The sequence below is a fragment of the Streptomyces sp. NPDC051136 genome (assembly GCF_044455745.1).
Taxonomy (GTDB): domain Bacteria; phylum Actinomycetota; class Actinomycetes; order Streptomycetales; family Streptomycetaceae; genus Streptomyces.
Genome location: NZ_JBITFE010000011.1, coordinates 17,183 through 38,973 on the forward strand (window position 1 = coordinate 17,183; position 21,791 = coordinate 38,973).

Here is a 21,791-nt window from a genome sequence, read left to right on the forward strand (position 1 = left end):
GCGATGACGCGAGGTCAGGTAGTCATGAGCACACACGATCAGCACGGCAGCGGACGACGTTCCGCCCACCGGCCGTGGAGAATCCGCCTCCTCGCGGCAGCGGGGGCCGGCGCGCTGCTCCTCGCCTCGGGGGCGGTCGCCCCCTCCGCCTCGGCGAAGGACGGTGACGGGGACGACGGCGGCGACAAGGTGCTCAACGTCGCGGTGGCGCAGAGCGTGGACTCGCTCAGCCCCTTCCTCGCGGTACGGCTGCTCAGCACGAGCATCCACCGGCTGACGTACGAGTACCTGACCAACTACGACGCCAAGGACAACCACGTCATACCCGGTCTCGCCACCGAGTGGAAGTCCTCCTCGGACAAGCTGACCTGGACGTACACGATCCGCTCCGACTCCAAGTGGTCGGACGGCGAGCAGGCCACCGCCGAGGACGCGGCGTGGACGTTCAACACGATGATGACCGACCCGGGCGCCGCCACCGCCAACGGCAGCTTCGTCGGCAACTTCGCGAAGGTCACCGCGCCCAGCCCGACCCAGCTGGTGATCCGGCTGAAGAAGCCGCAGGCGACGATGACCGCGCTGGACGTGCCGATCGTGCCCAAGCACGTGTGGGAGAAGGTCGACGACTTCTCGAAGTTCAACAACGACAAGGACTTCCCGGTCGTCGGCAACGGCCCCTTCGTGCTGACCGACTACAAGCCGGACAGCTATGTGCGACTGAAGGCCAACAAGGACTTCTGGCGCGGCGCACCGAAGTTCGACGAGCTGGTCTTCCGGTACTACAAGGACCAGGACGCCGCAGTCGCCGCCCTGCGCAAGGGCGAGGTGTCGTTCGTCGCCGGGTCGCCCTCGCTGACGCCGGCCCAGGCCGACTCGCTCAAGGGCGAGGAGAACATCCGCGTCAACGACGCCCCCGGCCGCCGCTTCTACGCCCTGGCCACCAACCCGGGCGCGCGGGCGAAGGACGGCACGAAGTTCGGCGACGGCGACCCCTCGCTGCTGGACCAGCGGGTGCGCAACGCGTTGTTCATGGCGGTGGACCGCAAGGCGATCGTCGACAAGGTGTTCCAGGGCCATGCGGTCGAGGGGGCCGGCTACATACCGCCGCGCTTCTCCTCGTACTTCTTCGAGCCGTCGTCCGGGCAGGAGCTGGCGTACGACCCGGAGCGGGCCGCCAAGCTGCTCGACGAGGCGGGCTACCGGAAGAACGCCGACGGCAAGCGCCTCGGCAAGGACGGCAAGCCGCTGGACTACCGCGTGCTGTGCCACGCCACCGACCCGAACGACAAGGCGGTCGGCAAGTACCTCCAGGAGTGGTGGGGCGAGCTGGGCATCTCGGTGACCCTCGACTGCCTGGACAACGTGACCGACCCGTGGCTGGCCGGCAAGTACGACCTCGCCTTCGACGGCTGGTCCGTCAACCCCGACCCGGACTTCGTGCTCTCCATCCACACCTGCGCGGCGCTCCCGGCGACGCCGAAGGACACCGGGGCCACGGACAACTTCATCTGCGACAAGAAGTACGACGAGCTGTACGCGAAGCAGTTGGGCGAGTACGACGCCGGCAAGCGGGCCGAGGTCGTCAAGCAGATGCAGTCCCGGCTGTACGACACCGGCTACATGAACGTGATGGCGTACCCGAACGCGGTCGAGGCCTATCGCACGGACCAGATCAAGTCGATCACGACGATGCCGTCCGACGCGGGCAACATCTACGGACAGGACGGCTACTGGAGCTGGTGGTCGGCGGTTCCCGCGGACTCCGGTGACTCCTCCGGGAGTTCGTCGTCGACCGGCACGGTGATCGGGATCGCGGCGGGCGTCGTCGTCCTCGCCGGTCTCGGGGTGCTCTTCGCCGTCCGCCGCCGGGCGTCGGCGGACGACCGTGAGTAGCGTCGCCGGCTCCGCGGCCGACTCCGCGAGCGTCGCCGCGCTCGGGAAGCGGCCGGCCACTCCGTCGCGCGGGCGCTCCCGCAGCGGGTATCCGCGGTACGTGGCGGGCAAGCTGGCGGGCGCGGTCGTCTCCCTGCTCGCCGTCCTCGTCACGAGCTTCTTCCTCTTCCGGCTGATCCCCGGCGATCCGGTGAAGTTCATGACCGGCGGACGTCAGGTCTCGGCCGAGCAGCTCGTCGCGTACAAGGAGGAGTTCGGGCTCGACCTGCCGTTGTGGGAGCAGTTCACGGACTACTGCGCCAAGGCGCTGACCGGGGACCTGGGCACGTCGTACCAGTTCCACGCGCCCGTCCTGGACAAGATCACCGAGGCGCTGCCGAACACCCTGCTGCTCACCGGGACGGCCTTCGTGCTCTACACCGCGCTGGGTGTCTTCCTCGGCACCCGCTCGGCGTGGCGGAACGGCGGGCTCGGTGACCGGCTCAACACCGGTCTGGCGCTGACCCTTTACTCCATTCCGTCCTTCTGGCTGGGGCTGCTGCTCATCATCGTGCTGTCGGTGGGGGTCGACCCGATCCCGGGTCTGTTCCCGACCGGCGGCATGGAGTCGGGCCGCGAGGAGGGCTTCGCCCACGTGCTCGACGTGGCGCACCATCTCGTCCTGCCGGTGGTGACGCTGGTCGCCGTGGAGTACGGGCAGACGCTGCTGGTCACCCGGTCGGCGCTGCTGGACGAGATGGGCGGCGACTATCTGACGACCGCGCGGGCCAAGGGGCTCAGGGACGACCTCGTACGGCGCCGGCACGCCGTGCCCAACGCGCTGCTGCCGACCGTGACGCTGGTCTTCGTGAACCTCGGGCGGACCGTGGCGGGGGTCATCCTCGTCGAGACGGTCTTCTCCTGGCCGGGTCTGGGCGGGCTGTTCTACCAGGCGTTGAGCGTGCCCGATCTCCCGCTGGTGCAGGGTCTGTTCTTCGTCTTCGCCGCCGCGGTGATCCTGATGAACACGCTGGCCGACCTGTTGTATCCGATGCTCGATCCGAGGGTGGGCCGATGACCGCCGAGACCACCGGGGCTGCCGATCCGGCCGAGGCTGCCGATCCGGCCGAGCCCGCCGTGACACCGGACGCGCCGAGTCCGCGTGCCCTCGCCCGGCGGCGGCGCCGCGCGTCCGCGGCCCGCTTCTGGAGGGAGTACCGCAAGCACCGCGCCGGAGTCTTCGGGCTGGCCGCGCTGGTGCTGTTCGTGCTCGTGGCGCTGACCGCGCCGTTGACCGTCGGGTCGGACGTGGACAGCGTGACCGACGCGCCCGGGCAGCCGCTGGAGAGTCCGAGCGGCCGGTTCCCGCTGGGCACCGACCAGTTCGGGCGGAACCTGCTGGGTCTGCTGATCTGGGGCTCGCGCGTCTCGCTCATGGTGGGGCTGCTCGCGGCGGTGCTGTCGGTGCTCATCGGCGCGCTGATCGGGATCACGGCGGGGCACTTCCGCGGCTGGTACGCGACGGTGATGATGCGGATCACCGACTGGTTCCTGGTGATGCCGACGCTGGTGCTCGCGATCGTGCTGGCGACGGTGCTGTCCCGGTCGCTCGGCACCATCGTGCTCGCGATCGGCGTGACCACCTGGCCCACCACGGCGCGCCTGGTGCGGGCGCAGACGCTGGCGGTGGAGTCACGGCCGTACATCGAACGGGCGAAGGCGCTCGGGGGCGGGCACTGGCACATCATGTCGCGGCACGTGCTGCCCAACGTCATGCCGCTGATCCTCGCGCAGACGACGCTGATCATCTCCTCCGCGATCCTGGCCGAGGCGACCCTGGCCTTCCTCGGGCTCGGGGACCCGACGGTGGTGTCCTGGGGCGGGCTGCTGCAGGACGCGCGGGAGGCGGGTTCGGTGAGTTCCGGCGACTGGTGGTACCTGGTGCCGCCGGGCGTCGGGATCGCGGTCGTGGCACTGGCGTTCACGCTGTGCGGCCGCGCGGTGGAGGCCGTTCTCAATCCCAGGCTGGGGGTGTCCCGTTGAGTCTGCTGGAGGTCCGGGACCTGGAGGTGACGTATCCGGGCGGTGCGGCCGCGGTGCGCGGGGTCGACCTGACCCTGGAGGCGGGCGAGAAGCTCGGCATCGCGGGCGAGTCCGGCTGCGGCAAGTCCACGCTGGCACTGTCGCTGCTGCGGCTGCTGCCGCCGGGCGCCCGGGTCGGCGGGGAGATCCTGCTGGACGGCGAGGACGTGCTCACGATGAAATGGGGCCGGCTGCGGGCGGTCCGGTGGGCGGGGGCGTCGATCGTCTTCCAGGGCGCGATGCACTCCCTGAACGCCGTCCACCGCATCGGTGAGCAGATCGCCGAGCCGATCCTGCTGCACCGCAGGGCCACTCCGGCGGGGGCGCGCAAGCGGGCCGGGGAGCTGCTGGAGCAGGTGGGGCTGCCGGCCGCGCGGGCGAGTGCCTACCCGCACGAACTCTCGGGCGGTCAGCGGCAGCGGGTGATGATCGCGATGGCGCTGGCCTGCGACCCGCGTCTGATCGTCGCCGACGAGCCGACCACCGCGCTCGACGTGATGATCCAGGCGCAGATCCTTCGGCTGATCGAGGGTCTGGTGGGCGAGCAGGACGTCGGCCTGATCATGATCAGTCACGACCTCGCCGTGCTGGCCGACACCTGCGACCGGCTGGCGGTGATGTACGCGGGCCGGGTGGTCGAGGAGGGCCCGGCCCGGCAGGTCTACGACGACGCCCGGCATCCCTACGGCCGGGCCCTGTCGGGCGCGTTCCCGAGGATCGGCGACCCGGCCTCGCGGTTCGCGCCGCGCGGGCTGCCCGGTGATCCGCCCGACCCGGCGGCGGTGCCCTCCGGGTGCGCGTTTCATCCGCGCTGCCCGGTCGCCCTGGACCTCTGCGCCACCGAGGACCAGGCGTTGCGGAAGGCGGGCGCGCGGCGCCGGGCGGCGTGCGTGCACGTGGAGGCGGACGGCTCCGGGGCACCGGGCGGCGGCGCCGCTGCCGGTGGCGGGGAGCCGGACGGTGCAGGCGGGGAGGGCAGCGACGGCGGGAAAGGCGGTGACGGCCGGTCCGCCGGCCGCGGGACGCCCGGCGAGGACGCCGGACCGGTCGCCGCCGACGACCGTACGGGTCCGCCCGCCGACGGCCGTACGAGTGCGGCCGGAGACGGCCGTACGGGTGCGGCCGGCAGTGCCCCGTCCGCGCAGGACGACGGAGTGAGGAGCAGCACCCCATGAGCAGCACCACGTCCGATGACGCGTCGCACCCCATGAGCAGCACCACGTCCGGCGACGCGTCACACCCCACGGCCGGTACCGCGCCGCCGCTGCTGAGCGTCCGGGAGCTGCACGTCACCTTCCCGGGGCGGCACGGGGCCGCCGCCGCGCGCGCCGTGGACGGGGTCGACCTCGACATCGGGCGCGGTGAGATCGTCGCGCTGGTCGGGGAGTCGGGCTGCGGCAAGACGACCCTCGCCCGTTCGCTGCTCGGCCTGGTCCGGCCGAGCGGGGGGCGCGTCACCTTCGACGGTGCCCCCCTCGGGTACTCCGCCCGGGCACTGAAGGCGTACCGCAGGCGGGCGCAACTGGTCCTGCAGGATCCGAGCGGCTCGCTGAACCCGCGGCACACGGTGTACGACATCGTCGCCGAGGGCCTGCGCATCCACGGCCACGCCGGGGACGAACGGGCGGCGGTCGCCGAGGCGCTGGCGCGGGCCGGGCTGCGGCCTCCGGAGCGCTTCTTCCTGCGCTACCCGCACGAGCTGTCCGGTGGCCAGCGCCAGCGCGTCGTCATCGCGGGCGCGCTGGTGCTGCGGCCCGAACTCCTCGTCGCCGACGAGCCGGTGGCCTCCCTCGACGCGTCGGTGCGCGGCGAGATCCTGGCGCTGCTGCTGCGGCTGCGGGCCGAGCTGGGCCTGTCCGCGCTGGTGGTGACCCACGACCTGGGACTGGCCTGGAACATCGCCGACCGGGTCGCGGTGATGTACCTCGGGCGGATCGTCGAGACGGGGTCGGTGGAGCAGGTCCTGACGGCGCCCCGGCACCCGTACACCCGGGCGCTGCTGTCCGTGCTCCCGGAGGCGCCCGGCACCCCGGTCGTGCTCACCGGTGAGCCGCCGGACCCGTCGTACGTGCCCGGCGGCTGCCGCTTCCACGTCCGCTGCCCGGTCCTGTCGGGGGGCGAGGCCGAGCGCGCGGGTGTCGCGGACGCCTGCCGGAACCAGGAGCTGGAGATCCTGCGCGGCGGCGACGAGTCGCAGGTCGCCTGTCACTGGGCCCGGGCGGAGCGGCCCGCGGCCGGGCGTCCCGGCTGACGCCGGGGACGGGACGGTGCCGTCAGGGCCTCGGGGCGTCCGCCCCGGTGATCTCGCGGCACCTGTCCACGTCCTCGGCCATCTGCACGAGGAGCGCGTCCAGCGTCTCGAACTTGGCCTGCCCGCGGACGAAGGCCACGAAGTCCACGGCGACGTGCAGGCCGTACAGCTCGAGGTCCACCCGGTCGATGGCGTACGCCTCGACCGTGCGCTCGGTCCCCTCGAACTGCGGGTTGGTGCCGACGGAGATCGCGGCCGGCATGGCCTCGCCCTGGGCGTGCAGCCAGCCGGCGTAGACGCCGTCGGCCGGGATCGCGGTGTGCGGGAGGGTCTCGACGTTGGCCGTCGGGAAGCCCATCTCGCGGCCGCGCTGGGCACCGCGCACGACCACGCCCTCCACGCGGTGCGGGCGGCCCAGGATCTCGGCGGCGCCCGCCACGTCTCCCTCGGCGACCAGGCGGCGGGTCAGGGTGGAGGAGAACGGCTCGCCGCCGCCCGCCTCGCCGGTGACGTACAGGTCGACGACCTCGACCTCGAAGTCGTAGACCTTGCCCTGCTCGACGAGGAAGTCCACGTTGCCGGCGGCCTTGTGGCCGAAGCGGAAGTTGGGGCCCTCGACGACGGCCTTGGCGCGCAGCCGGTCGACCAGGACCTTGACCACGAAGTCGGCCGGGGAGAGCTTCGAGAACTCCTTGGTGAAGGGGAGGATCAGCACCGCGTCCACGCCCAGGTCCGCCATCAGTTCGGCCCGGCGGTGGTGCGGGGCGAGCAGCGGCGGGTGGCTGCCGGGGCGGACGACCTCGCTGGGGTGCGGGTCGAAGGTGACGACGACGGCGGGGACGCCCAGCTCGCGGGCGCGGTCCACGGCGTGGCTGATGATCAGCTGGTGCCCGCGGTGGACACCGTCGTAGGAGCCGATGGTGACGACGCTGCGTCCCCAGTCCTCGGGGATGTCCTCCAAGCCACGCCAGCGCTGCACTGTGTCCGCTCCTCGGTGCTTCCGTGGTTTCCATGGTTTCCGTGGTGACCCTTACGCAGGACTAAGGGTGCCATGCCGTACGGCTCCCGCCCGCATCGGCGTCGGTGCTGTGACCGGGTGCACGCCGCCGGGGGTCCCGGAGCCGGGACCGTGGCGAGGGCCGGGGTCAGGCGGGGACGCGGACACCCGCCAGGTGCTCGATCGTGCGGCGGGTGCTCGGGCCCACCAGCGCGGCCCAGTCCTCGGGTGCCTCGCCGAGCCAGCCGGTCAGGCGGGTGGCGAACCCCGGGAGGTGGCGGGCCAGGTCGACGAGGCCCCGGTCGAAGCGGGTGGCACCCTCCGGAGTGCGGACGAGGAGCCGGCCGGTGCGGTGGACGAGCGCGCGCAGCTCCGCTCCGTCGCACCGGGCGGCCGCGTGCAGCAGGGCGTCCAGGACGGCGGGTTCGTGCTCGTGGGTGAACAGGTGCTCCCGCAGCGTGCGGCGCACCGGAGCGCCGGCCGTGGCCCCGTCGGCGGCGAGGACGCCGGCGAGCGCGGCCCGTGCGGGCTCGGGTCCGTCGTCGAGGAGGCGGGTGACCAGCGGGAGGAGTACGGCGTGGGGGTCGGGGTCCCGGTCCAGGCGGCGGTCGACGTACGCGGCCAGGGGCCCGGCGGTCTCGGGACGCTCCGCCACGGCCCGCACTACGACGGCGGCCACCCGGCCGGCCAGTGCGGGTGTGGTGGCGTCGGCGAGCCCGCGCAGCGCCTCACCGGCGTCGGGGCCAAGCAGCCGGACCCGGAAGGCTTCCAGGACGGGCCCGGGGTGGGTGGGGAGGGCGGCGGCCACCGCGCTCGGCGGGAGGTACGGGTCACCCGCGGCGAAGTGGTCCAGGGCGCTGGGGAGGTGGCGGTCGCGGCAGCCGGGGTCCTGGACGAGCAGGGCGAGCGCACCACCGCGCAGGGGGCTGCCGGAGGGCCCGGCGAGCAGCACCAGGGCGGCGTGGCGGAGCAGGGCGCGGTCGGCGCCGGTGCGGGCGTGCGGGGCGGTGCGCAGACCGTGGGTGACGGCGGCGGCCTGCCGGGCCGGACGCGCGTCGCGGGCCCAGCGCTCCACCGCCCGGCACAGCGCCGAGGGCTCCTCCTCGGCCAGGACCGCGAGCAGTTCGTCGGCGCGCCGGTGCGCGCTGTCGGCAAGCGCCTCGGTGAGGCCGTCCATGCCGCGGTGTCGGTGGGTGTGCAGCAGCGCCTGCGCGGCCGTCGCGACGGTGGCGTGCGGGGCAGCGGGCAGCGGCCGCTCGTCGTCGAACCAGCGGACGAGCAGCGGTTGTACGGCCGCGGGGTCGTCGGTGAGCAGCCCGGCCACGGTGTCGAGGTGACGGGGGCCGGGCTCGTGCGGGGGGCCGTCGGCGAGGACGAGACGGCGCAGCAGGTCCAGGCGGACGGCCCCGGGCAGCCGCAGGGCCGTCCAGAAGCCGGGCCCGAATACCTGGGATGAGCGGTGCCCTTCCCCGCCCCGCTCCGCGATGCCGTCGGCGAGCAGCCGCAGCACCTCGGTGTACGGCGTCGCGTCCGGTACGCGGGTCAGCACCTCGGCGAGCAGCCGGGCGGCCCACCAGGAGTGCGGGTCCAGGTCCAGGGCGTGCACCAGCTCTTCGAGGGTCAGGGCGAGTTGCGGGACGCCGTGCTGACGGGCGAGGAGCAGGAGCGCCTCGACGACGGAACCGACGCGGTGGTGCGGGACGGGGAGAGTGCGCGTGCCCGGGGGTGGGGCGTCCCGGCGGTGGACGAGGGCGCGCAGGGCCCCGTCCAGGTCGAGGTGGATGCCCTGGATCCAGTCGGCCAGCTCCTCGTGCGCGAAGCGGTAGCCGCTGCCCGCGGGGGCGAAGAGCCCCTCGGCGAGCACGGCTGGCGCCCAGCCGGTGCCGCCGCCCAGCCGTGCCGGGGCCGGTCCCCACGGGAAGAGCGCCTCGAAGGACTCCCGGTCCAGTCCGCCCTGCCCGGGTCCGAGGCTGCGCCGGGCCGCCTCGTGGACCTGCCCGGAGACCTTCGCGGCAAGCCTGCGTACGGCGGTGCCGTGCAGGCCGTTCTCCCCGGCCAGGCGGGTCGCGACACGCAGGCACACCAGGTCCAGGTACGCAGCGAGGACCGCGTCCCGGGTGACGGCCGCGGGGGCCGGAGGGCCGGGGAGGGCGGCGTGGACCTCCGAGAGCAGGCGGAGGGTGAGGGGATGTCTCGCGTCCGGGTCCGCCAGGGCGCCTTCCGGTACCCGGTAGCGCGCGCGGGCCTCCCTGGCCTCGTCGTCGGCCAGGTCGCCGAGGCGGACACAGGGCGGCAGCCCGGCGCCTCCGGAGCGCGCGGTGGCCCCGGACCCGGCGGGCACCGGCTCGGCGACCGCCGGTCCGGGACGTGGGCCCGTGCGGGGGACGCGGGCCGCCGGTCCCGGCGCGAGGCCCGCGGCGGCCACCGGGGACAGCGCTTCCGGCCGCCATGCTCCGCCACTGGCCGCGGCGCCCCCGAGCCCGGCGGGCAACGGTTCGGCGCCAGCAGCTCCAGGGGCGGAGACCGCCGGCCCCCGCGCAACGCCAGCCGCCGCCACCCTGGACAGCTCCTCCGGCCGTCCCGCGCCCGCGGCGACTCCGAGGCCGGTGGTCAACGGTTCGGCGGCTCCCGGCCCGAGGTGAAAGGCTGCCGCGCGGGCGTGGACGCCTGCCGGTCCGGGGGCGGGGGCCGCCGTGCCCGACGCGGGACCTGCGGTGGCCGACCTGGGCGGTGTCTCCGGGCGCCCCGCGCCGCCGCTGCGACCCGGCCACGGCGCTCCGCGGGCGGCCCCGAGCGCCGCGTCCCCGCGGGCCGCACCCTGCGTCGGCACACCGTCGGCCGCTCCCGGCGACGACACCCGGGCGCCGGCCCAGGACGGGGACGCCTCACCTGCCCTTGGGGCACCGGCCCCGGACGAGGTCGCGTCACCCGTCCCCGCCCTCCGCCCCAGCGTGGACTCGTACGGCGGCACGGCATCCGCCTCCCCCGTCCCCCCAGGGAGAGCCCCCCGGGGCGGCGGCATTTCGCCCGCCCGCGCGGACGGCCGCGCCGCCGTCTCCCGACCGGGCGGCGGCAGGCCGATGGCCCGAGGCGTCGGCGGCGCCTCCGTGACCGTCCCGTACAGCAGCTCCCTCGGGAACTCCGCCCCCGCGTGCTCCCAGTACTCCGCGCGGCAGGCCACCACGAGCCGGGCCTCGGTCTCCCGCAGCCAGGCCGCCGTGCCCTCGGTCCACTCGGGCAGGCGGTGGGCCAGGACCGGCGGCATCTCCTCGGGGCCGTCGAGGAGGATCAGGAGGGACCGGCCGGCGGCGCGCGCCAGGTGGGCGAGGCGTTCCGGCGTGGTGTCGCCGAGGTCGGCGGGGCGGGAGATGTCCGGTGCCGCGACGAGACGGGCGGCCCTGGCCAGCGTCCGGCGGGCGGCGTCCGCCAGCGACATGTCGTCGTCGTGCAGATCGGCCCCGCGCAGCCACAGCGTGGGGGCCGCGTCCGTCGCACGGGCGCGGCGGGCGGCGAGGGCCGCGAGCTCGGTCGTACGGCCGCTGCCCGGCGCGCCGACCAGACCCAGCACGCGGGCGGGGCTCGCGGCGAAGGCGGCGAACTCACGGGCCGTCCCCGCGCGTTCGACCGGTGCCACGGCACCCGGACCGCCGCACGTCCCGGCGGCGGGTCCCCCGTCCGTGACCGTGGTCGCCGTGAGGGCGAGTACGCCGGCCAGGTTGAGGTCGGCGCCGTACGCCGGGACCGTCGCCGCGTTCTCGGCGAGCAGGTCGGCGAGCGGACCGGGGGCCGCTCGGCGCAGCGCCACGGCGAAACCGACGTCGCTGTGGCCGGAGCTGAGCGCGGTGCCGAGGACGCCGAGGACGGCACCGGTCGTCACGTCGAGCACGGGTCCGCCTGCCGCGCCGCCGCCCAGCCGCAGGGCGTCCCGTCCGCAGGTGCCGACGGCCAGTTCGAGGGCGTCGCGGAGGACGTGGAAGCGGTCGGTGGCCGTGTAGGTGACGTCGGTGACGCCGAGGACCCGGGCCTCGCGCCAGCCGCCGGCGGCGATGCGGACGTAGGTCCCGGACTCGACGCGCTCCCGCGTGGTGAGGGGCAGCGGGGCGACGCCGAGGCCCTCGGCGCGCACGAGGGCCAGACCGAGCTCGGGCAGCGGGGTCACGTCGGCGGCTGCCACGACGCGGCGGCGGTCCCCGGCGGCGCTCAGGACCAGCCGGGTCAGGCCGTCGACCGCTTCGTGACTGGTGAGCACCGTGCCGTGGTGGTCGGCGACGAAGCCGGTACCCCGGGGGCGCCCGGCCAGGTCGTGGACGCGGACGAGGGCGGCGTCCACCGCGCTCCCCGCCGGGGCGGCCCCCCGGACGGCCGGAGGGCCGCCCCGCGCTTCCCGGAAGCCGCTTCCGGGCCGCTCCTCCGCCCTGCCGCCCGACGCCTCCCGGGACCGGTTCCGCGACGCCATCGTCGAACCTCCCCGCCGTACACCCGTGCCGTGTGCTCGACGGTAGGCGCGTGATGATCAGCGGGACAGATCCCCAGGCGAACGCGCCCCCTTCCACTCCCCCGCTTCACTCCGAGCGCCTGCCCGGACGGGTGAACAGAAGGGGTGGGTTGGATACACCCTAGGGAGTGGGGGAACCGAGGGGGGACCGTGGAGCGGCGACAGTGGCAGTCCCCGTGATCGCCGCTCCACGGGCGGACCGTGACGGTGCGTCGGCTCAGCCGAAGACGGCCAGGCTCTTGGCCTTGCCCTTCTGCTCCTCCACGAGGGCGAGCAGGCGCCCCTCGGGACCGAAGACGGCGACGGCACCGGCGCCGGTGTACTCCTCGGGCATCTCCAGCCGTACGCCGTTGGTGAGCAGCCGGGCCCTCCTGGTGTCCACGTCCCAGCGCGGGAAGGCGGCGGCGGCCGCGTCCGCGACGGGCATGACGGCGAGGTCCTGCTGGAGCTGGTCCAGCGTCCGGGCGCCGTCCAGCTTGTACGGACCGACCCGGGTGCGGCGCAGCGCCGTCAGGTGCCCGCCGACACCGAGGTCGGCGCCCAGATCGCGGGCGAGCGCCCGGATGTACGTACCGGAGGAGCAGGTCACCGAGACCACCAGGTCGAGCACCGGGGTGCCGTCGTCGGCGACGGCGTCCCGGACGTCGTACACCGCGAAGGTGGAGACGGTGACGGGGCGGGCGGGGATCTCGAAGTCCTCGCCCTCGCGGGCCCGCTTGTAGGACCGCACGCCCTTGATCTTGATGGCGCTGACCTTGGACGGCACCTGCATGATGTCGCCGCTCAGCTTGGCGACGCCGGCGTCGATCGCTTCCCGGGTGACCTTCGAGGCGTCGTGCGACCCCGTGATCTCGCCCTCGGCGTCGTCGGTCAGCGTCGTCTGCCCGAGCCTGATGGTGCCCAGGTACTCCTTCTCGGTGAGGGCGAGGTGGCCGAGGAGCTTGGTCGCCCGCTCCACACCGAGGACCAGGACGCCCGTCGCCATCGGGTCGAGCGTGCCGGCGTGCCCGACGCGCCGGGTGCGGGCGATGCCCCGCATCTTGGCGACGACGTCGTGCGAAGTGAAGCCCGACGGCTTGTCGACGATGACAAGGCCGTCGGGCGTGGTGTGCTTCTCGGTCATTTAGCGGTGTCGTCCGTCTCGTCGGCCTCGGTCTCGTCCTCGTCCGGCTTGCGGTACGGGTCTGCCTCGCCCGCGTACGCGGCGCCCGCGGACGCCTCGCGCACCTTCTCGTCGGACTGCCGCGCCTTGTCGAGGAGGTCCTCGATGTTGCGGGCGGTGTCCGGCAGGGCATCCATGACGAAGGTCAGGGTCGGCGTGAACTTCACGCCCGCCGCCTTGCCGACCTCGGAGCGCAGGATGCCCTTGGCGCTCTCCAGGCCCGCCGAGGCGGCCTTGCGCTCCTCGTCGTCCCCGTAGACCGTGTAGAAGACGGTCGCCTCCCGCAGGTCACCCGTGACCCGGGTGTCCGTGATGGTGACGTGCGAGCCGAGCCGCGGGTCCTTGATCCCGCGCTGCAGCTTCTGGGCCACCACCTCTCGGATGAGGTCCGCCAGCCTTTTCGCCCGCGCGTTGTCGGCCACTGGTCCGTCTCCCGTTCTTTCTTCTCTTGCCTGATCCGGCTTCTCTTGCCCGATCCGGTTTTCTGCCCGGTCTGGTCAGTCGTCGTCGCCGTGGAAGCGCCGCCTGACGGACAGCAGCTCCACCTCGGGGCGGCCGGCCACCAGCCGCTCGCACCGGTCGAGCACGTCGCTGAGGTGGCCCGCGTCGCCGGACACCATGGCCAGGCCGACGACGGCCCGGCGATGGAGGTTCATGTGCTCCACCTCCGCCGCGCTCACCGCGTACTTCCGCTGGAGCTCGGCGACGATCGGGCGGACGACGGAGCGCTTCTCCTTCAGCGAATGTACGTCGCCGAGGAGGAGGTCGAAGGACAGCGTCCCCACATACATGTGCAACCGGTTCACCCGCCGGTCCGGGATCGATGGCCCCGCCGTCCACCGGCGGGGGCATCTGAACCGTACAACGAACGGCCGGGGCCGATCGACGGAAATTGTGCTCCGCCGACCGGCCCCGGACCGGTCACTCCCGGAAGTCGCGGTGCTTACACCCGCGGCTTCTCGCGCATCTCGTACGTCGCGATGACGTCGTCGACCTTGATGTCGTTGAAGTTTCCGAGGTTGATACCACCCTCGAAGCCTTCGCGGATCTCGGTGACGTCGTCCTTGAAGCGACGCAGACCCTCGATGTTGAGGCTCTCCGCGATGACCTTGCCATCGCGCAGGAGGCGCGCCTTGGTGTTGCGCTTGACCTCGCCGGAGCGGATGAGCACACCCGCGATGTTGCCCAGCTTGGAGGAGCGGAAGACCTCGCGGATCTCCGCCGTGCCCAGCTCGACCTCTTCGTACTCCGGCTTGAGCATGCCCTTGAGGGCCGCCTCGATCTCCTCGATCGCCTGGTAGATGACCGAGTAGTACCGGACGTCCACGCCTTCGCGCTCGGCCATCTGCGCGGCACGCCCGGCGGCGCGCACGTTGAAGCCGATCACGATGGCGTCGGAGCCCATCGCCAGGTCGATGTCGGACTCCGTGACCGCACCGACGCCGCGGTGCAGGACGCGGATGTCGACCTCTTCGCCGACGTCCAGCTGGAGCAGGGAGGATTCCAGCGCCTCGACCGATCCGGACGCGTCGCCCTTGATGATCAGGTTGAGCTGCTGGACCTCGCCGGCCTTCAGCACCTTGTCCAGGTCCTCCAGCGACACGCGGCGCGTGCGCTTGGCGAACGCGGCGTTGCGCTCGCGGGCGGCGCGCTTCTCCGCGATCTGGCGGGCCGTACGGTCCTCCTCGACCACGATGAAGTTGTCACCGGCGCCCGGGACGTTGGTCAGACCCAGCACCTGGACCGGCGTGGACGGACCCGCCTCGGCGACGTTGTTGCCGTTGTCGTCGAGCATGGCGCGGACGCGGCCGTAGGCGTCGCCCACCACCATCGTGTCGCCGACCCGCAGGGTGCCTCGCTGCACGAGGACCGTCGCCACGGCACCGCGGCCGCGGTCGAGACGGGACTCGATCGAGATGCCCTGCGCGTCCTGGACCGGGTTGGCCCGCAGGTCGAGCGAGGCGTCCGCGGTGAGGACCACGGCCTCCAGCAGGGAGTCGATGTGCAGACCCTGCTTGGCGGAGATGTCGACGAACATGGTGTCGCCGCCGTACTCCTCGGCCACCAGGCCGTACTCGGTCAGCTGACCGCGCACCTTGGTCGGGTCGGCACCCTCGACGTCGATCTTGTTGACCGCGACGACGATCGGCACGTCGGCCGCCTTCGCGTGGTTGAGCGCCTCGACCGTCTGCGGCATGACGCCGTCGTTGGCCGCGACGACCAGGATCGCGATGTCGGTCGACCGCGCACCGCGGGCACGCATGGCGGTGAACGCCTCGTGACCCGGGGTGTCGATGAAGGTGATCTTGCGCTCTTCTTCGTTGACCTCGGTCGCGACCTGGTAGGCACCGATGTGCTGCGTGATGCCGCCGGCCTCGCCCGCGATGACGTTCGTCTTGCGGATGGCGTCGAGCAGCCGGGTCTTACCGTGGTCGACGTGACCCATGACGGTCACGACCGGCGGACGGACGACCAGGTCCTCCTCGGAGCCCTCGTCCTCGCCGAACTCCAGGTCGAAGGACTCGAGCAGCTCGCGGTCCTCCTCCTCCGGGCTGACGATCTGAACCGTGTAGTTCATCTCGTCGGCGAGGAGCTGGAGCGTCTCGTCGGAGACGGACTGGGTCGCGGTGACCATCTCGCCGAGGTTCATCATGACCGCGACGAGCGACGCCGGGTTGGCGTTGATCTTCTCCGCGAAGTCGGTGAGCGAGGCACCGCGCGACAGGCGAATGGTCTCGCCGTTGCCGCGAGGCAGCATCACGCCGCCGACCGACGGGGCCTGCATGGCCTCGTACTCCTGGCGCCTCTGCCGCTTCGACTTGCGACCGCGACGCGCGGGACCGCCGGGACGGCCGAAGGCGCCCTGCGTGCCACCACGGCCACCCGGACCGCCGGGACGACCGCCGAAGCCGGGACGGCCACCGCCGCCACCGAAGCCGCCGCCACCACCGGGACGACCGGCGAAACCGCCGCCGCCACCGGGACGACCGCCGCCACCGCCGCCACCGGGACGGCCGGCGAAGCCGCCGCCACCGGGACGACCGGCGCCGCCGGGACGACCGGCACCACCGGGACCGCGACCGCCGCCACCGGGGCCGGGACGCGGGCCGGCAGCCGGGCGCTGCGGCATCATGCCGGGGTTCGGACGCGGGCCACCGCCGGGACGGGGACCGGCGCCGCCGCCCTGCGGACGCGGCATCGAGCCCGGGCTCGGACGGTTGCCGCCCGGAGCCTGGGGACGGGGACCGCCGCCCTGGCCGCCGGGACCCTGCGGACGGGGACCGGCGCCGGGGGCACCGGGGCCGCCGGGTCGGGGCCCGCCCTGCGGACGGGGCGCCTGCGGGCGCGCCATGCCGGCGTTGCCGCCGGAGGTGAAGGGGTTGTTGCCCGGACGCGGACCGCCGGGACGGCCACCGGGACGCTGGCCCGGGGCGCCGGGACGCTGGCCACCGGGACGGCCCTGGCCGCCCTGCTGACCGCGGTCCTGACCCGGACCGGACGGACGGGCACCACCGGGCTTGGGAGCACCGGGACGCGCGCCACCGGGCTTCGGGCCGGCCGGAGCCTGCGACGAAGCGGCCGGGGCCGCCGGCGGAGCGGTGAACTCCGGCGCGGCCGGGGCCGGACGCGGCGCGGGCCTGGGGCCCGGCGTCGGGCGCGGGCCCTGGGACGGTGCCGGCGCGGGGGCCGACGGGGCCTCGGGCTGCTCGGCGGCCGCCGGCTTGGGAGCCGTCGGAGCCGCCGGAGCCGCGGGGCCCGGACGGGGCGCAGCCGGGCGGGCCGCCTGCGCCGGGGAAGGCGCCGACGGCCTGGGGGCAGCCTTCTTCGGGGCCGCGGGGCGACCGGCGGACCGGCCGTTTCCGCCACCCTGCTGGAAGGCGTCTGTCAGCTTGCGTACTACGGGCGCTTCGATCGTCGAAGACGCCGAACGGACGAATTCACCGAGTTCCTGGAGCTTGGCCATGACGACCTTGCTCTCGACGCCGAACTCCTTGGCGAGTTCGTAGACCCGGACCTTAGCCACTTCGCTCCTCTGAGGTCCGGGTTGCGTCCGGACCGTCGCTAGTTCATGGGCGTACTCATCGCGTACTCATCGAGTGCTCATCGCAATCTCGACCTGCTTTCGACTCGCGAGGTACCAGGCCGCGCGGGGTTCCGCGCGGCATGTCTTCCTTACCACGTTGCTCACGGGCTGCTTTCAGCAGCGTCGTCGCAACCTTGTGCCTGCTCGACGTAGTGGCGCAACGCCTTTACGTCGAGCGGACCCGGGACGCGGAGCGCCCGCGGGAACGCCTTGCGGCGCACTGCCTGGTCGACACAGACCGGCACGGGGTGTACGTACGCACCCCGGCCGGGCAGCGTACCGCGTGGATCAGGGGTGCAATCACCCTCGACCGCCACGGTGCGCAGCAGCTCGCTCTTGACCGCTCGCTCCCGGCACCCCACGCAGGTGCGCTCGGGGCATGCTCGGGTACGTGTCCGGCCAGACACTCCTAAGTCTACCTCCCCGGGCCGACCTCACCCCTTCGGGGCAAGAATCGAACACGTGCCGCACACAAAGCTGTCGTGATCTCAGCGGCGTGCGGCTTGGATCTATTCCCCGCGGCCGCCGGACGGCCGGTCGGGCTGCTGGTCGTCGGGCTGCTCGGTGTCCGGGCGGATGTCGATCCGCCAGCCGGTCAGCCGGGCCGCGAGGCGGGCGTTCTGGCCCTCCTTGCCGATGGCCAGCGACAGCTGGTAGTCGGGCACGATCACGCGCGCGGAGCGGGCCGCCAGGTCCACGACCTCCACCTTGGAGACGCGGGCCGGGGAGAGCGCGTTCGCCACCATCTCAGCCGGGTCGTCCGACCAGTCGACGATGTCGATCTTCTCGCCGTTCAGCTCGCCCATCACGTTGCGCACCCGGCCGCCCATGGGGCCGATGCAGGCACCCTTGGCGTTCAGGCCCGAGCGGGTGGAGCGTACGGCGATCTTGGTGCGGTGGCCGGCCTCGCGGGCGATCGCGGAGATCTCGACCGAGCCGTCGGCGATCTCCGGCACCTCCAGGGCGAACAGCTTCTTCACCAGGTTGGGGTGCGTGCGGGACAGGGTCACGGACGGACCGCGCACGCCCTTGGCCACGCGCACGACGTAGGAACGCAGTCGCGTGCCGTGCGGGTAGGTCTCGCCGGGCACCTGCTCCTGCACGGGCAGGATGGCCTCCAGCTTGCCGATGTCGACCAGCACGTTCTTCGGGTCGCGGCCCTGCTGGACGACGCCGGTGACGATGTCGCCCTCACGGCCGGCGTACTCGCCCAGCGTCGCGTCGTCCTCGGCGTCGCGCAGCCGCTGCAGGATGACCTGCTTGGCGGTGGTGGCGGCGATGCGGCCGAAGTCGGACGGGGTGTCGTCGAACTCGCGGGCCGCCTGGCCCTCGTCGAGGTCGTCGGGGTCTTCCTTCGCCCACACGGTCACGTGCCCGGAGTTCCGGTCGAGCTCCACGCGCGCGTGCCGGCGGCTTCCCTCGGTGCGGTGGTAGGCGATGAGGAGGGCCGACTCGATCGCTTCGACCAGCAGGTCGAAGGAGATCTCCTTCTCCCGCACCAAGCCCCGCAGGGCGCTCATGTCGATGTCCACGGCTACGCCTCCTCCTCTTCCGTCGTCTCGTTCGTCTCGTTGTCGTTCTCGGTGTCTTGCTTGTCTTGCTTGTCGTCTTGCTTGGCGTCGTGCTTGTCGCCGCTGTCCTTGGCGTCCTTGCGGTTGAACTCGACCTGGACGCGTGCCTTGTCGATGTCGCCGAAGGGCAGTCTGCGGGTGGTGGCCTTGCGGCCCTTGACCCCGGGTACTTCGAGGTCGAGGCCGTCCTCGTCCACGGCCAGGATGCGGGCGACCAGCTCGCCGCCCTCGTGCAGCTGGAACCGGACCAGGCGGTCGGTGGCGCGCACGTAGTGGCGGTGTTCGGTGAGTGAGCGCTCCGCGCCCGGGGTGCCGACCTCGAGGGTGTACTCCCCGTCGCCCATCGCGTCGCTCTCGTCGAGCTTCGCCGAGAGCGCGCGGCTCACATCGGCGATCCGGTCCAGGTCCGCTCCGGTGTCGGAGTCGACGACCACCCGCAGCACGCGCCTGCGGCCGACCGAGTCCACCGCGAGCTCTTCGAGGTCCAGTCCCTGGGAGGCGACGAGCGGCTCCAGCAGCTCTCGCAGCCTCTCGCTGTGGGTGGTGCTCATCCGGGTGACTCCTCGGCCGCGTGTGCTGTTGTGGGACGGTGCGCGTGTCTGGTCAAAGGGTATCCGGTCGCAGGGGGTGTTGCCGTCCACCTGGGTCCCGGGGGTGCGGATCCGGGTCCGGGGGGTGCGGGCCCCGGGGGTGCGGGCCCGGGGGGCCGGGTTCGGGGTTCCGGGTCCGGGTTCGGGGTCCCGGGGCCGGGTTCGGGATCCCGGGGCCGGGTTCGGAGTCCCGGGGACGGGTTCGGGAGGGCTGCGGGTTCGGGAGGGCTGCGGGTCCGGTGGCGCCGATGAGTGGTGGCCGGGCGGGGCGCGGGTACCGTGATCACGGGCAGGCCGCGGCGACGGGTTCCCGTTGTCGTGCGGTGGCGTGCTGCCTTTGTCTCTGCTGTCGCCGCTTTGTCGCTTCGCCGCTTTGTCGCCTTTGCCGTCGCTTCCGTACGAGCCCTGTCGAGGACGTCTGCCGTGTCGCCTTCCCCATCGCCGCGCCTGCCTCTTGGGCCGCGCAGAAGGAGCCTGCTCGCATCGGCCGCCGGGGCCGCCCTGCTCGTCGGGTGCACCGGGGATCCGGACGCCGGGGACGCGGGGATCGATCCGTCAGCCGCCGAGCGGGTACGCGCGCGTGCGGCCCGGGACAGCGAGGGCCTCGCCGGGCGGTACGCGGCGGTGATGGCGGCGCATCCCGGGCTTGCGGAGCGGCTGGGGCCGCTGCGGGAGGAGGTCGTACGGCACGCGGAGGCGTTCGGCGGGGTGCGGGTGGCCTCGCCGGAGGTGTCGGGGACGGCGGTGTCGCCGGAGGCCTCGGAGTCCGAGACGGCGGAGACGGAGGAGACGGAGGAGACGGAGGCGCCGGGGACTCCGTCGGGGTCCGCTCGGGCCGCCGGGCCGGGTGACGCCGGTGGCGTGCCTGCGGACGAGAAGGGCGCCTTGGCGCTGCTCGCCGACGCCGAGCGGAAGCTGGCCGACCGGCGGGCCGGGGCGCTGCTCTCCGTGCCGGGCGAGTCGGCGCGGCTGCTGGCCTCGGTCGCGGCGGCCGGGGCCGCGCACGTGTGGCTGTTGACGGAGGGTGGCCGGTGAGCAGGACGGACGAGGGACGGCTCGACGCCCTCCAGGCGGCGCTGGCGGCGGAGCATGCCGCCGTGTACGGCTACGGGGTCGTCGGTGGGCGGCTCGGCGAGGAACGGCGCACCGAGGCGCGGGCGGCGTACGACGCGCACCGGGCGCGGCGGGACGCGCTGGCGCGCGAGGTGCGGGACCTGGGTGGCGAACCGGTCGCCGCGGCGGCGGGGTACGCACTCCCCTTCTCGGTGCCGGACTCGACGGCCGCGGTGCGGCTCGCGGCCGAGTTGGAGGACCGGGTGGCCGGGGTCTACTCCGACCTGGTGCGGGCGGCCGAGGGTGACGGGCGGGCCGCGGCGGCCGGGGCGCTGCGCGAGGCGGCGGTCCGCGCGGCGCGGTGGCGGGGCGGGAGCGTAGCCTTCCCTGGGCTCGCCGAGCGGGCCGGCACGGTGACGGCTCCACCGACTGCGTAACACGTACGGCTGTCCGTACGGGAAGGGAACGGCTCGCGCATGGCTTTCGAACCGCCGCGGCGTTTGATCAGGGCGTTCGGAGAGACGGCACCGGGTGGTGACGACTGGTTGGCGACGCTGCCCGATGCTGTGGAGCGGGCCGTGGCGGTGCGGGAGTTGACCGTGGAGCGGGTGCAGGTGCCCGGGGGGCGCAGCAGCCTGGTCGTGCTCGTGCGGACGGCTGACGGGGCGCCGGCGGTGCTGAAGCTGGCTCCGCGCCGGGCGCGTCCGGAGAGTGAGCGGGCCGCGCTCGCGCACTGGGACGGGCGGGGGGCCGTGAAGGTGCGCGAGGAGGCGGTCGAGGAGGGCGTGTTGCTGCTCGAGCGGCTGCATCCGGACGTGTCGGTGCGGTCGTTGCCGGAGGCGAAGGCGTTGTTGGAGGCGGCGGGGACGTTGCGGCGGCTGTGGGTGGAACCGCCCGTCTCTCATGCCTTCGAGACCGTGGCCGAGCGGACCGGGCGGCAGGCGGAGGCGATGCGGGCGGGCGCTGCGGGTGACGCGGAGGTGGTGCCGCTGGTCGACGCGGCGCTCGCGGTGCGGGAGGAGCTGTTGGCCGGGCCGCCGGAGGAGCGGCTGCTGCACGGGACGTTCCGGCAGAGCAAGGTGCTCGCCGGGGACCGGGTGCCGTGGCTGGCGGTGGGGCCTGATCCGGTGGTCGGGGAGAGCGCGTTCGATCTTGCGCGGTTGGTGCGGGACCGGGTGGAGGATCTGATCGCCCAGCCGTCGGGGGCGTCGACGACGCGGCGGCGGATCAAGCGGCTCGCGGAGTCGCTGGAGGTCGACCAGGAGCGGCTGCGTGGCTGGACGCTGTTCCGGGCGGTGGAGTCGGGGGTGCGGGCCCGGCGGGTGGGGCGGGAGCGGGACGCGGAGCTGCTGCTGGAGTTCGCGGGCTGGGTGTGAGCGTGCCGTGCCTGCGGCGGGCTGTGCGGGTGCGGGTGCGGTTGTGGCGGGGGTGGCGGATGCCTGCGACGCCTGTGCGGGGTTCGGTTCCTGCGATGCCTGCGGCGCCTGTGCGGGTTCGGTGGGGGTGCGTGTAGCGCCTTGGGTTCGGTGGGGGTGCGGGGGGGGGGGGGGGGGGGGGGGGGGGGGGGGGGGGGGGGGGGCGGGCCCGGGCCCGCCCGATGAACACCGAGTAACAGAGACACCAGACCCCCCAGC

17 protein-coding genes are annotated in these 21,791 nt (G+C 73.8%); 8 read left to right on the forward strand and 9 right to left on the reverse strand.

What is annotated here, in order from left to right:
* The first annotated feature begins 24 nt into the window (after positions 1 to 24).
* The 5 genes from ACIBCJ_RS28870 to ACIBCJ_RS28890 are packed head-to-tail and all read left to right on the forward strand — an operon-like array spanning position 25 to position 6,205.
* The gene (locus ACIBCJ_RS28870) at positions 25 to 1,893 is read left to right on the forward strand and encodes an ABC transporter substrate-binding protein (protein WP_365981534.1); all 1,869 of its coding nucleotides are present in this window, start codon (positions 25 to 27) and stop codon (positions 1,891 to 1,893) included.
* Entirely contained in the window at positions 1,886 to 2,950 is a 1,065-nt protein-coding gene (locus tag ACIBCJ_RS28875; protein ID WP_365981533.1) for an ABC transporter permease, read from the forward strand. The genes ACIBCJ_RS28870 and ACIBCJ_RS28875 overlap by 8 nt, the downstream gene beginning before the upstream one ends.
* Positions 2,947 to 3,915 carry an ABC transporter permease gene (locus ACIBCJ_RS28880; protein WP_362107550.1) on the forward strand — a complete coding sequence of 323 codons (969 nt, stop codon included), beginning with the start codon at positions 2,947 to 2,949 and terminating at the stop codon, positions 3,913 to 3,915. The genes ACIBCJ_RS28875 and ACIBCJ_RS28880 overlap by 4 nt, the downstream gene beginning before the upstream one ends.
* A complete protein-coding gene (locus tag ACIBCJ_RS28885; RefSeq protein ID WP_365981532.1) occupies positions 3,912 to 5,129 on the forward strand; it encodes an ABC transporter ATP-binding protein in 1,218 nt (405 codons plus the stop codon). The genes ACIBCJ_RS28880 and ACIBCJ_RS28885 overlap by 4 nt, the downstream gene beginning before the upstream one ends.
* Positions 5,130 to 5,161: 32 nt before the next feature.
* On the forward strand, positions 5,162 to 6,205 hold the full coding sequence (locus ACIBCJ_RS28890; RefSeq protein WP_365981539.1) for an ABC transporter ATP-binding protein: 1,044 nt from the start codon (positions 5,162 to 5,164) through the stop codon (positions 6,203 to 6,205).
* A 22-nt stretch (positions 6,206 to 6,227) separates the two neighbouring features.
* Here the strand turns inward: ACIBCJ_RS28890 and ACIBCJ_RS28895 are convergent, their stop codons facing one another.
* From ACIBCJ_RS28895 to rimP, 9 genes are all read right to left on the reverse strand, one after another.
* A complete protein-coding gene (locus tag ACIBCJ_RS28895; RefSeq protein ID WP_362107556.1) occupies positions 6,228 to 7,184 on the reverse strand; it encodes a bifunctional riboflavin kinase/FAD synthetase in 957 nt (318 codons plus the stop codon).
* Between the two features lie 166 nt (positions 7,185 to 7,350).
* Positions 7,351 to 11,658: a trypsin-like peptidase domain-containing protein gene (locus ACIBCJ_RS28900; RefSeq protein WP_365981531.1), complete on the reverse strand. Its 4,308-nt coding sequence runs from the start codon at positions 11,656 to 11,658 to the stop codon at positions 7,351 to 7,353.
* Between the two features lie 256 nt (positions 11,659 to 11,914).
* Positions 11,915 to 12,820: a tRNA pseudouridine(55) synthase TruB gene (gene truB / locus ACIBCJ_RS28905; protein ID WP_362107562.1), complete on the reverse strand. Its 906-nt coding sequence runs from the start codon at positions 12,818 to 12,820 to the stop codon at positions 11,915 to 11,917.
* Positions 12,817 to 13,281, reverse strand: coding sequence for a 30S ribosome-binding factor RbfA (gene rbfA / locus ACIBCJ_RS28910; protein WP_104636672.1), 465 nt, complete (start codon positions 13,279 to 13,281; stop codon positions 12,817 to 12,819). The genes truB and rbfA overlap by 4 nt, the downstream gene beginning before the upstream one ends.
* Positions 13,282 to 13,356: 75 nt before the next feature.
* Positions 13,357 to 13,650, reverse strand: a complete 294-nt coding sequence (locus ACIBCJ_RS28915) for a DUF503 domain-containing protein (protein ID WP_061442259.1) — start codon at positions 13,648 to 13,650, stop codon at positions 13,357 to 13,359.
* Between the two features lie 152 nt (positions 13,651 to 13,802).
* On the reverse strand, positions 13,803 to 16,883 hold the full coding sequence (gene infB, locus ACIBCJ_RS28920) for a translation initiation factor IF-2 (protein ID WP_365981530.1): 3,081 nt from the start codon (positions 16,881 to 16,883) through the stop codon (positions 13,803 to 13,805).
* Between the two features lie 161 nt (positions 16,884 to 17,044).
* Positions 17,045 to 17,350, reverse strand: coding sequence for a YlxR family RNase P modulator (locus tag ACIBCJ_RS28925; protein ID WP_362103808.1), 306 nt, complete (start codon positions 17,348 to 17,350; stop codon positions 17,045 to 17,047).
* Positions 17,351 to 17,452: 102 nt separating this feature from the next.
* On the reverse strand, positions 17,453 to 18,475 hold the full coding sequence (gene nusA / locus ACIBCJ_RS28930) for a transcription termination factor NusA (protein ID WP_133889398.1): 1,023 nt from the start codon (positions 18,473 to 18,475) through the stop codon (positions 17,453 to 17,455).
* A 2-nt stretch (positions 18,476 to 18,477) separates the two neighbouring features.
* Positions 18,478 to 19,065, reverse strand: a complete 588-nt coding sequence (gene rimP / locus ACIBCJ_RS28935) for a ribosome maturation factor RimP (protein ID WP_362103805.1) — start codon at positions 19,063 to 19,065, stop codon at positions 18,478 to 18,480.
* A gap of 462 nt (positions 19,066 to 19,527) precedes the next feature.
* Between rimP and ACIBCJ_RS28940 the strand changes: the two genes are divergently transcribed.
* Genes ACIBCJ_RS28940 through ACIBCJ_RS28950 form a run of 3 tightly spaced genes read left to right on the forward strand, consistent with a single transcriptional unit; the run spans position 19,528 to position 21,533 of the window.
* Positions 19,528 to 20,139: a hypothetical protein gene (locus ACIBCJ_RS28940; protein ID WP_365981529.1), complete on the forward strand. Its 612-nt coding sequence runs from the start codon at positions 19,528 to 19,530 to the stop codon at positions 20,137 to 20,139.
* Positions 20,136 to 20,594, forward strand: coding sequence for a ferritin-like domain-containing protein (locus ACIBCJ_RS28945; protein ID WP_365981528.1), 459 nt, complete (start codon positions 20,136 to 20,138; stop codon positions 20,592 to 20,594). Before ACIBCJ_RS28940 ends, ACIBCJ_RS28945 begins: the two co-directional genes overlap by 4 nt.
* Before the next feature lie 39 nt (positions 20,595 to 20,633).
* Complete coding sequence (locus ACIBCJ_RS28950) at positions 20,634 to 21,533, forward strand: aminoglycoside phosphotransferase family protein (protein WP_365981527.1); 900 nt, start codon at positions 20,634 to 20,636, stop codon at positions 21,531 to 21,533.
* The last annotated feature ends 258 nt before the right edge of the window (positions 21,534 to 21,791 follow it).

What these genes read in the sequence shown, in the direction of transcription:
- ACIBCJ_RS28870 (WP_365981534.1), top strand. Translation starts at nt 25, where the DNA reads ATGAGCACACACGATCAGCACGGCAGCGGACGACGTTCCGCCCACCGG.
- ACIBCJ_RS28880 (WP_362107550.1), top strand. Translation starts at nt 2,947, where the DNA reads ATGACCGCCGAGACCACCGGGGCTGCCGATCCGGCCGAGGCTGCCGAT.
- ACIBCJ_RS28890 (WP_365981539.1), top strand. Translation starts at nt 5,162, where the DNA reads ATGAGCAGCACCACGTCCGGCGACGCGTCACACCCCACGGCCGGTACC.
- ACIBCJ_RS28900 (WP_365981531.1), bottom strand. Translation starts at nt 11,658, where the DNA reads ATGGCGTCGCGGAACCGGTCCCGGGAGGCGTCGGGCGGCAGGGCGGAG.
- truB (WP_362107562.1), bottom strand. Translation starts at nt 12,820, where the DNA reads ATGACCGAGAAGCACACCACGCCCGACGGCCTTGTCATCGTCGACAAG.
- ACIBCJ_RS28915 (WP_061442259.1), bottom strand. Translation starts at nt 13,650, where the DNA reads ATGTATGTGGGGACGCTGTCCTTCGACCTCCTCCTCGGCGACGTACAT.
- rimP (WP_362103805.1), bottom strand. Translation starts at nt 19,065, where the DNA reads ATGAGCACCACCCACAGCGAGAGGCTGCGAGAGCTGCTGGAGCCGCTC.
- ACIBCJ_RS28950 (WP_365981527.1), top strand. Translation starts at nt 20,634, where the DNA reads ATGGCTTTCGAACCGCCGCGGCGTTTGATCAGGGCGTTCGGAGAGACG.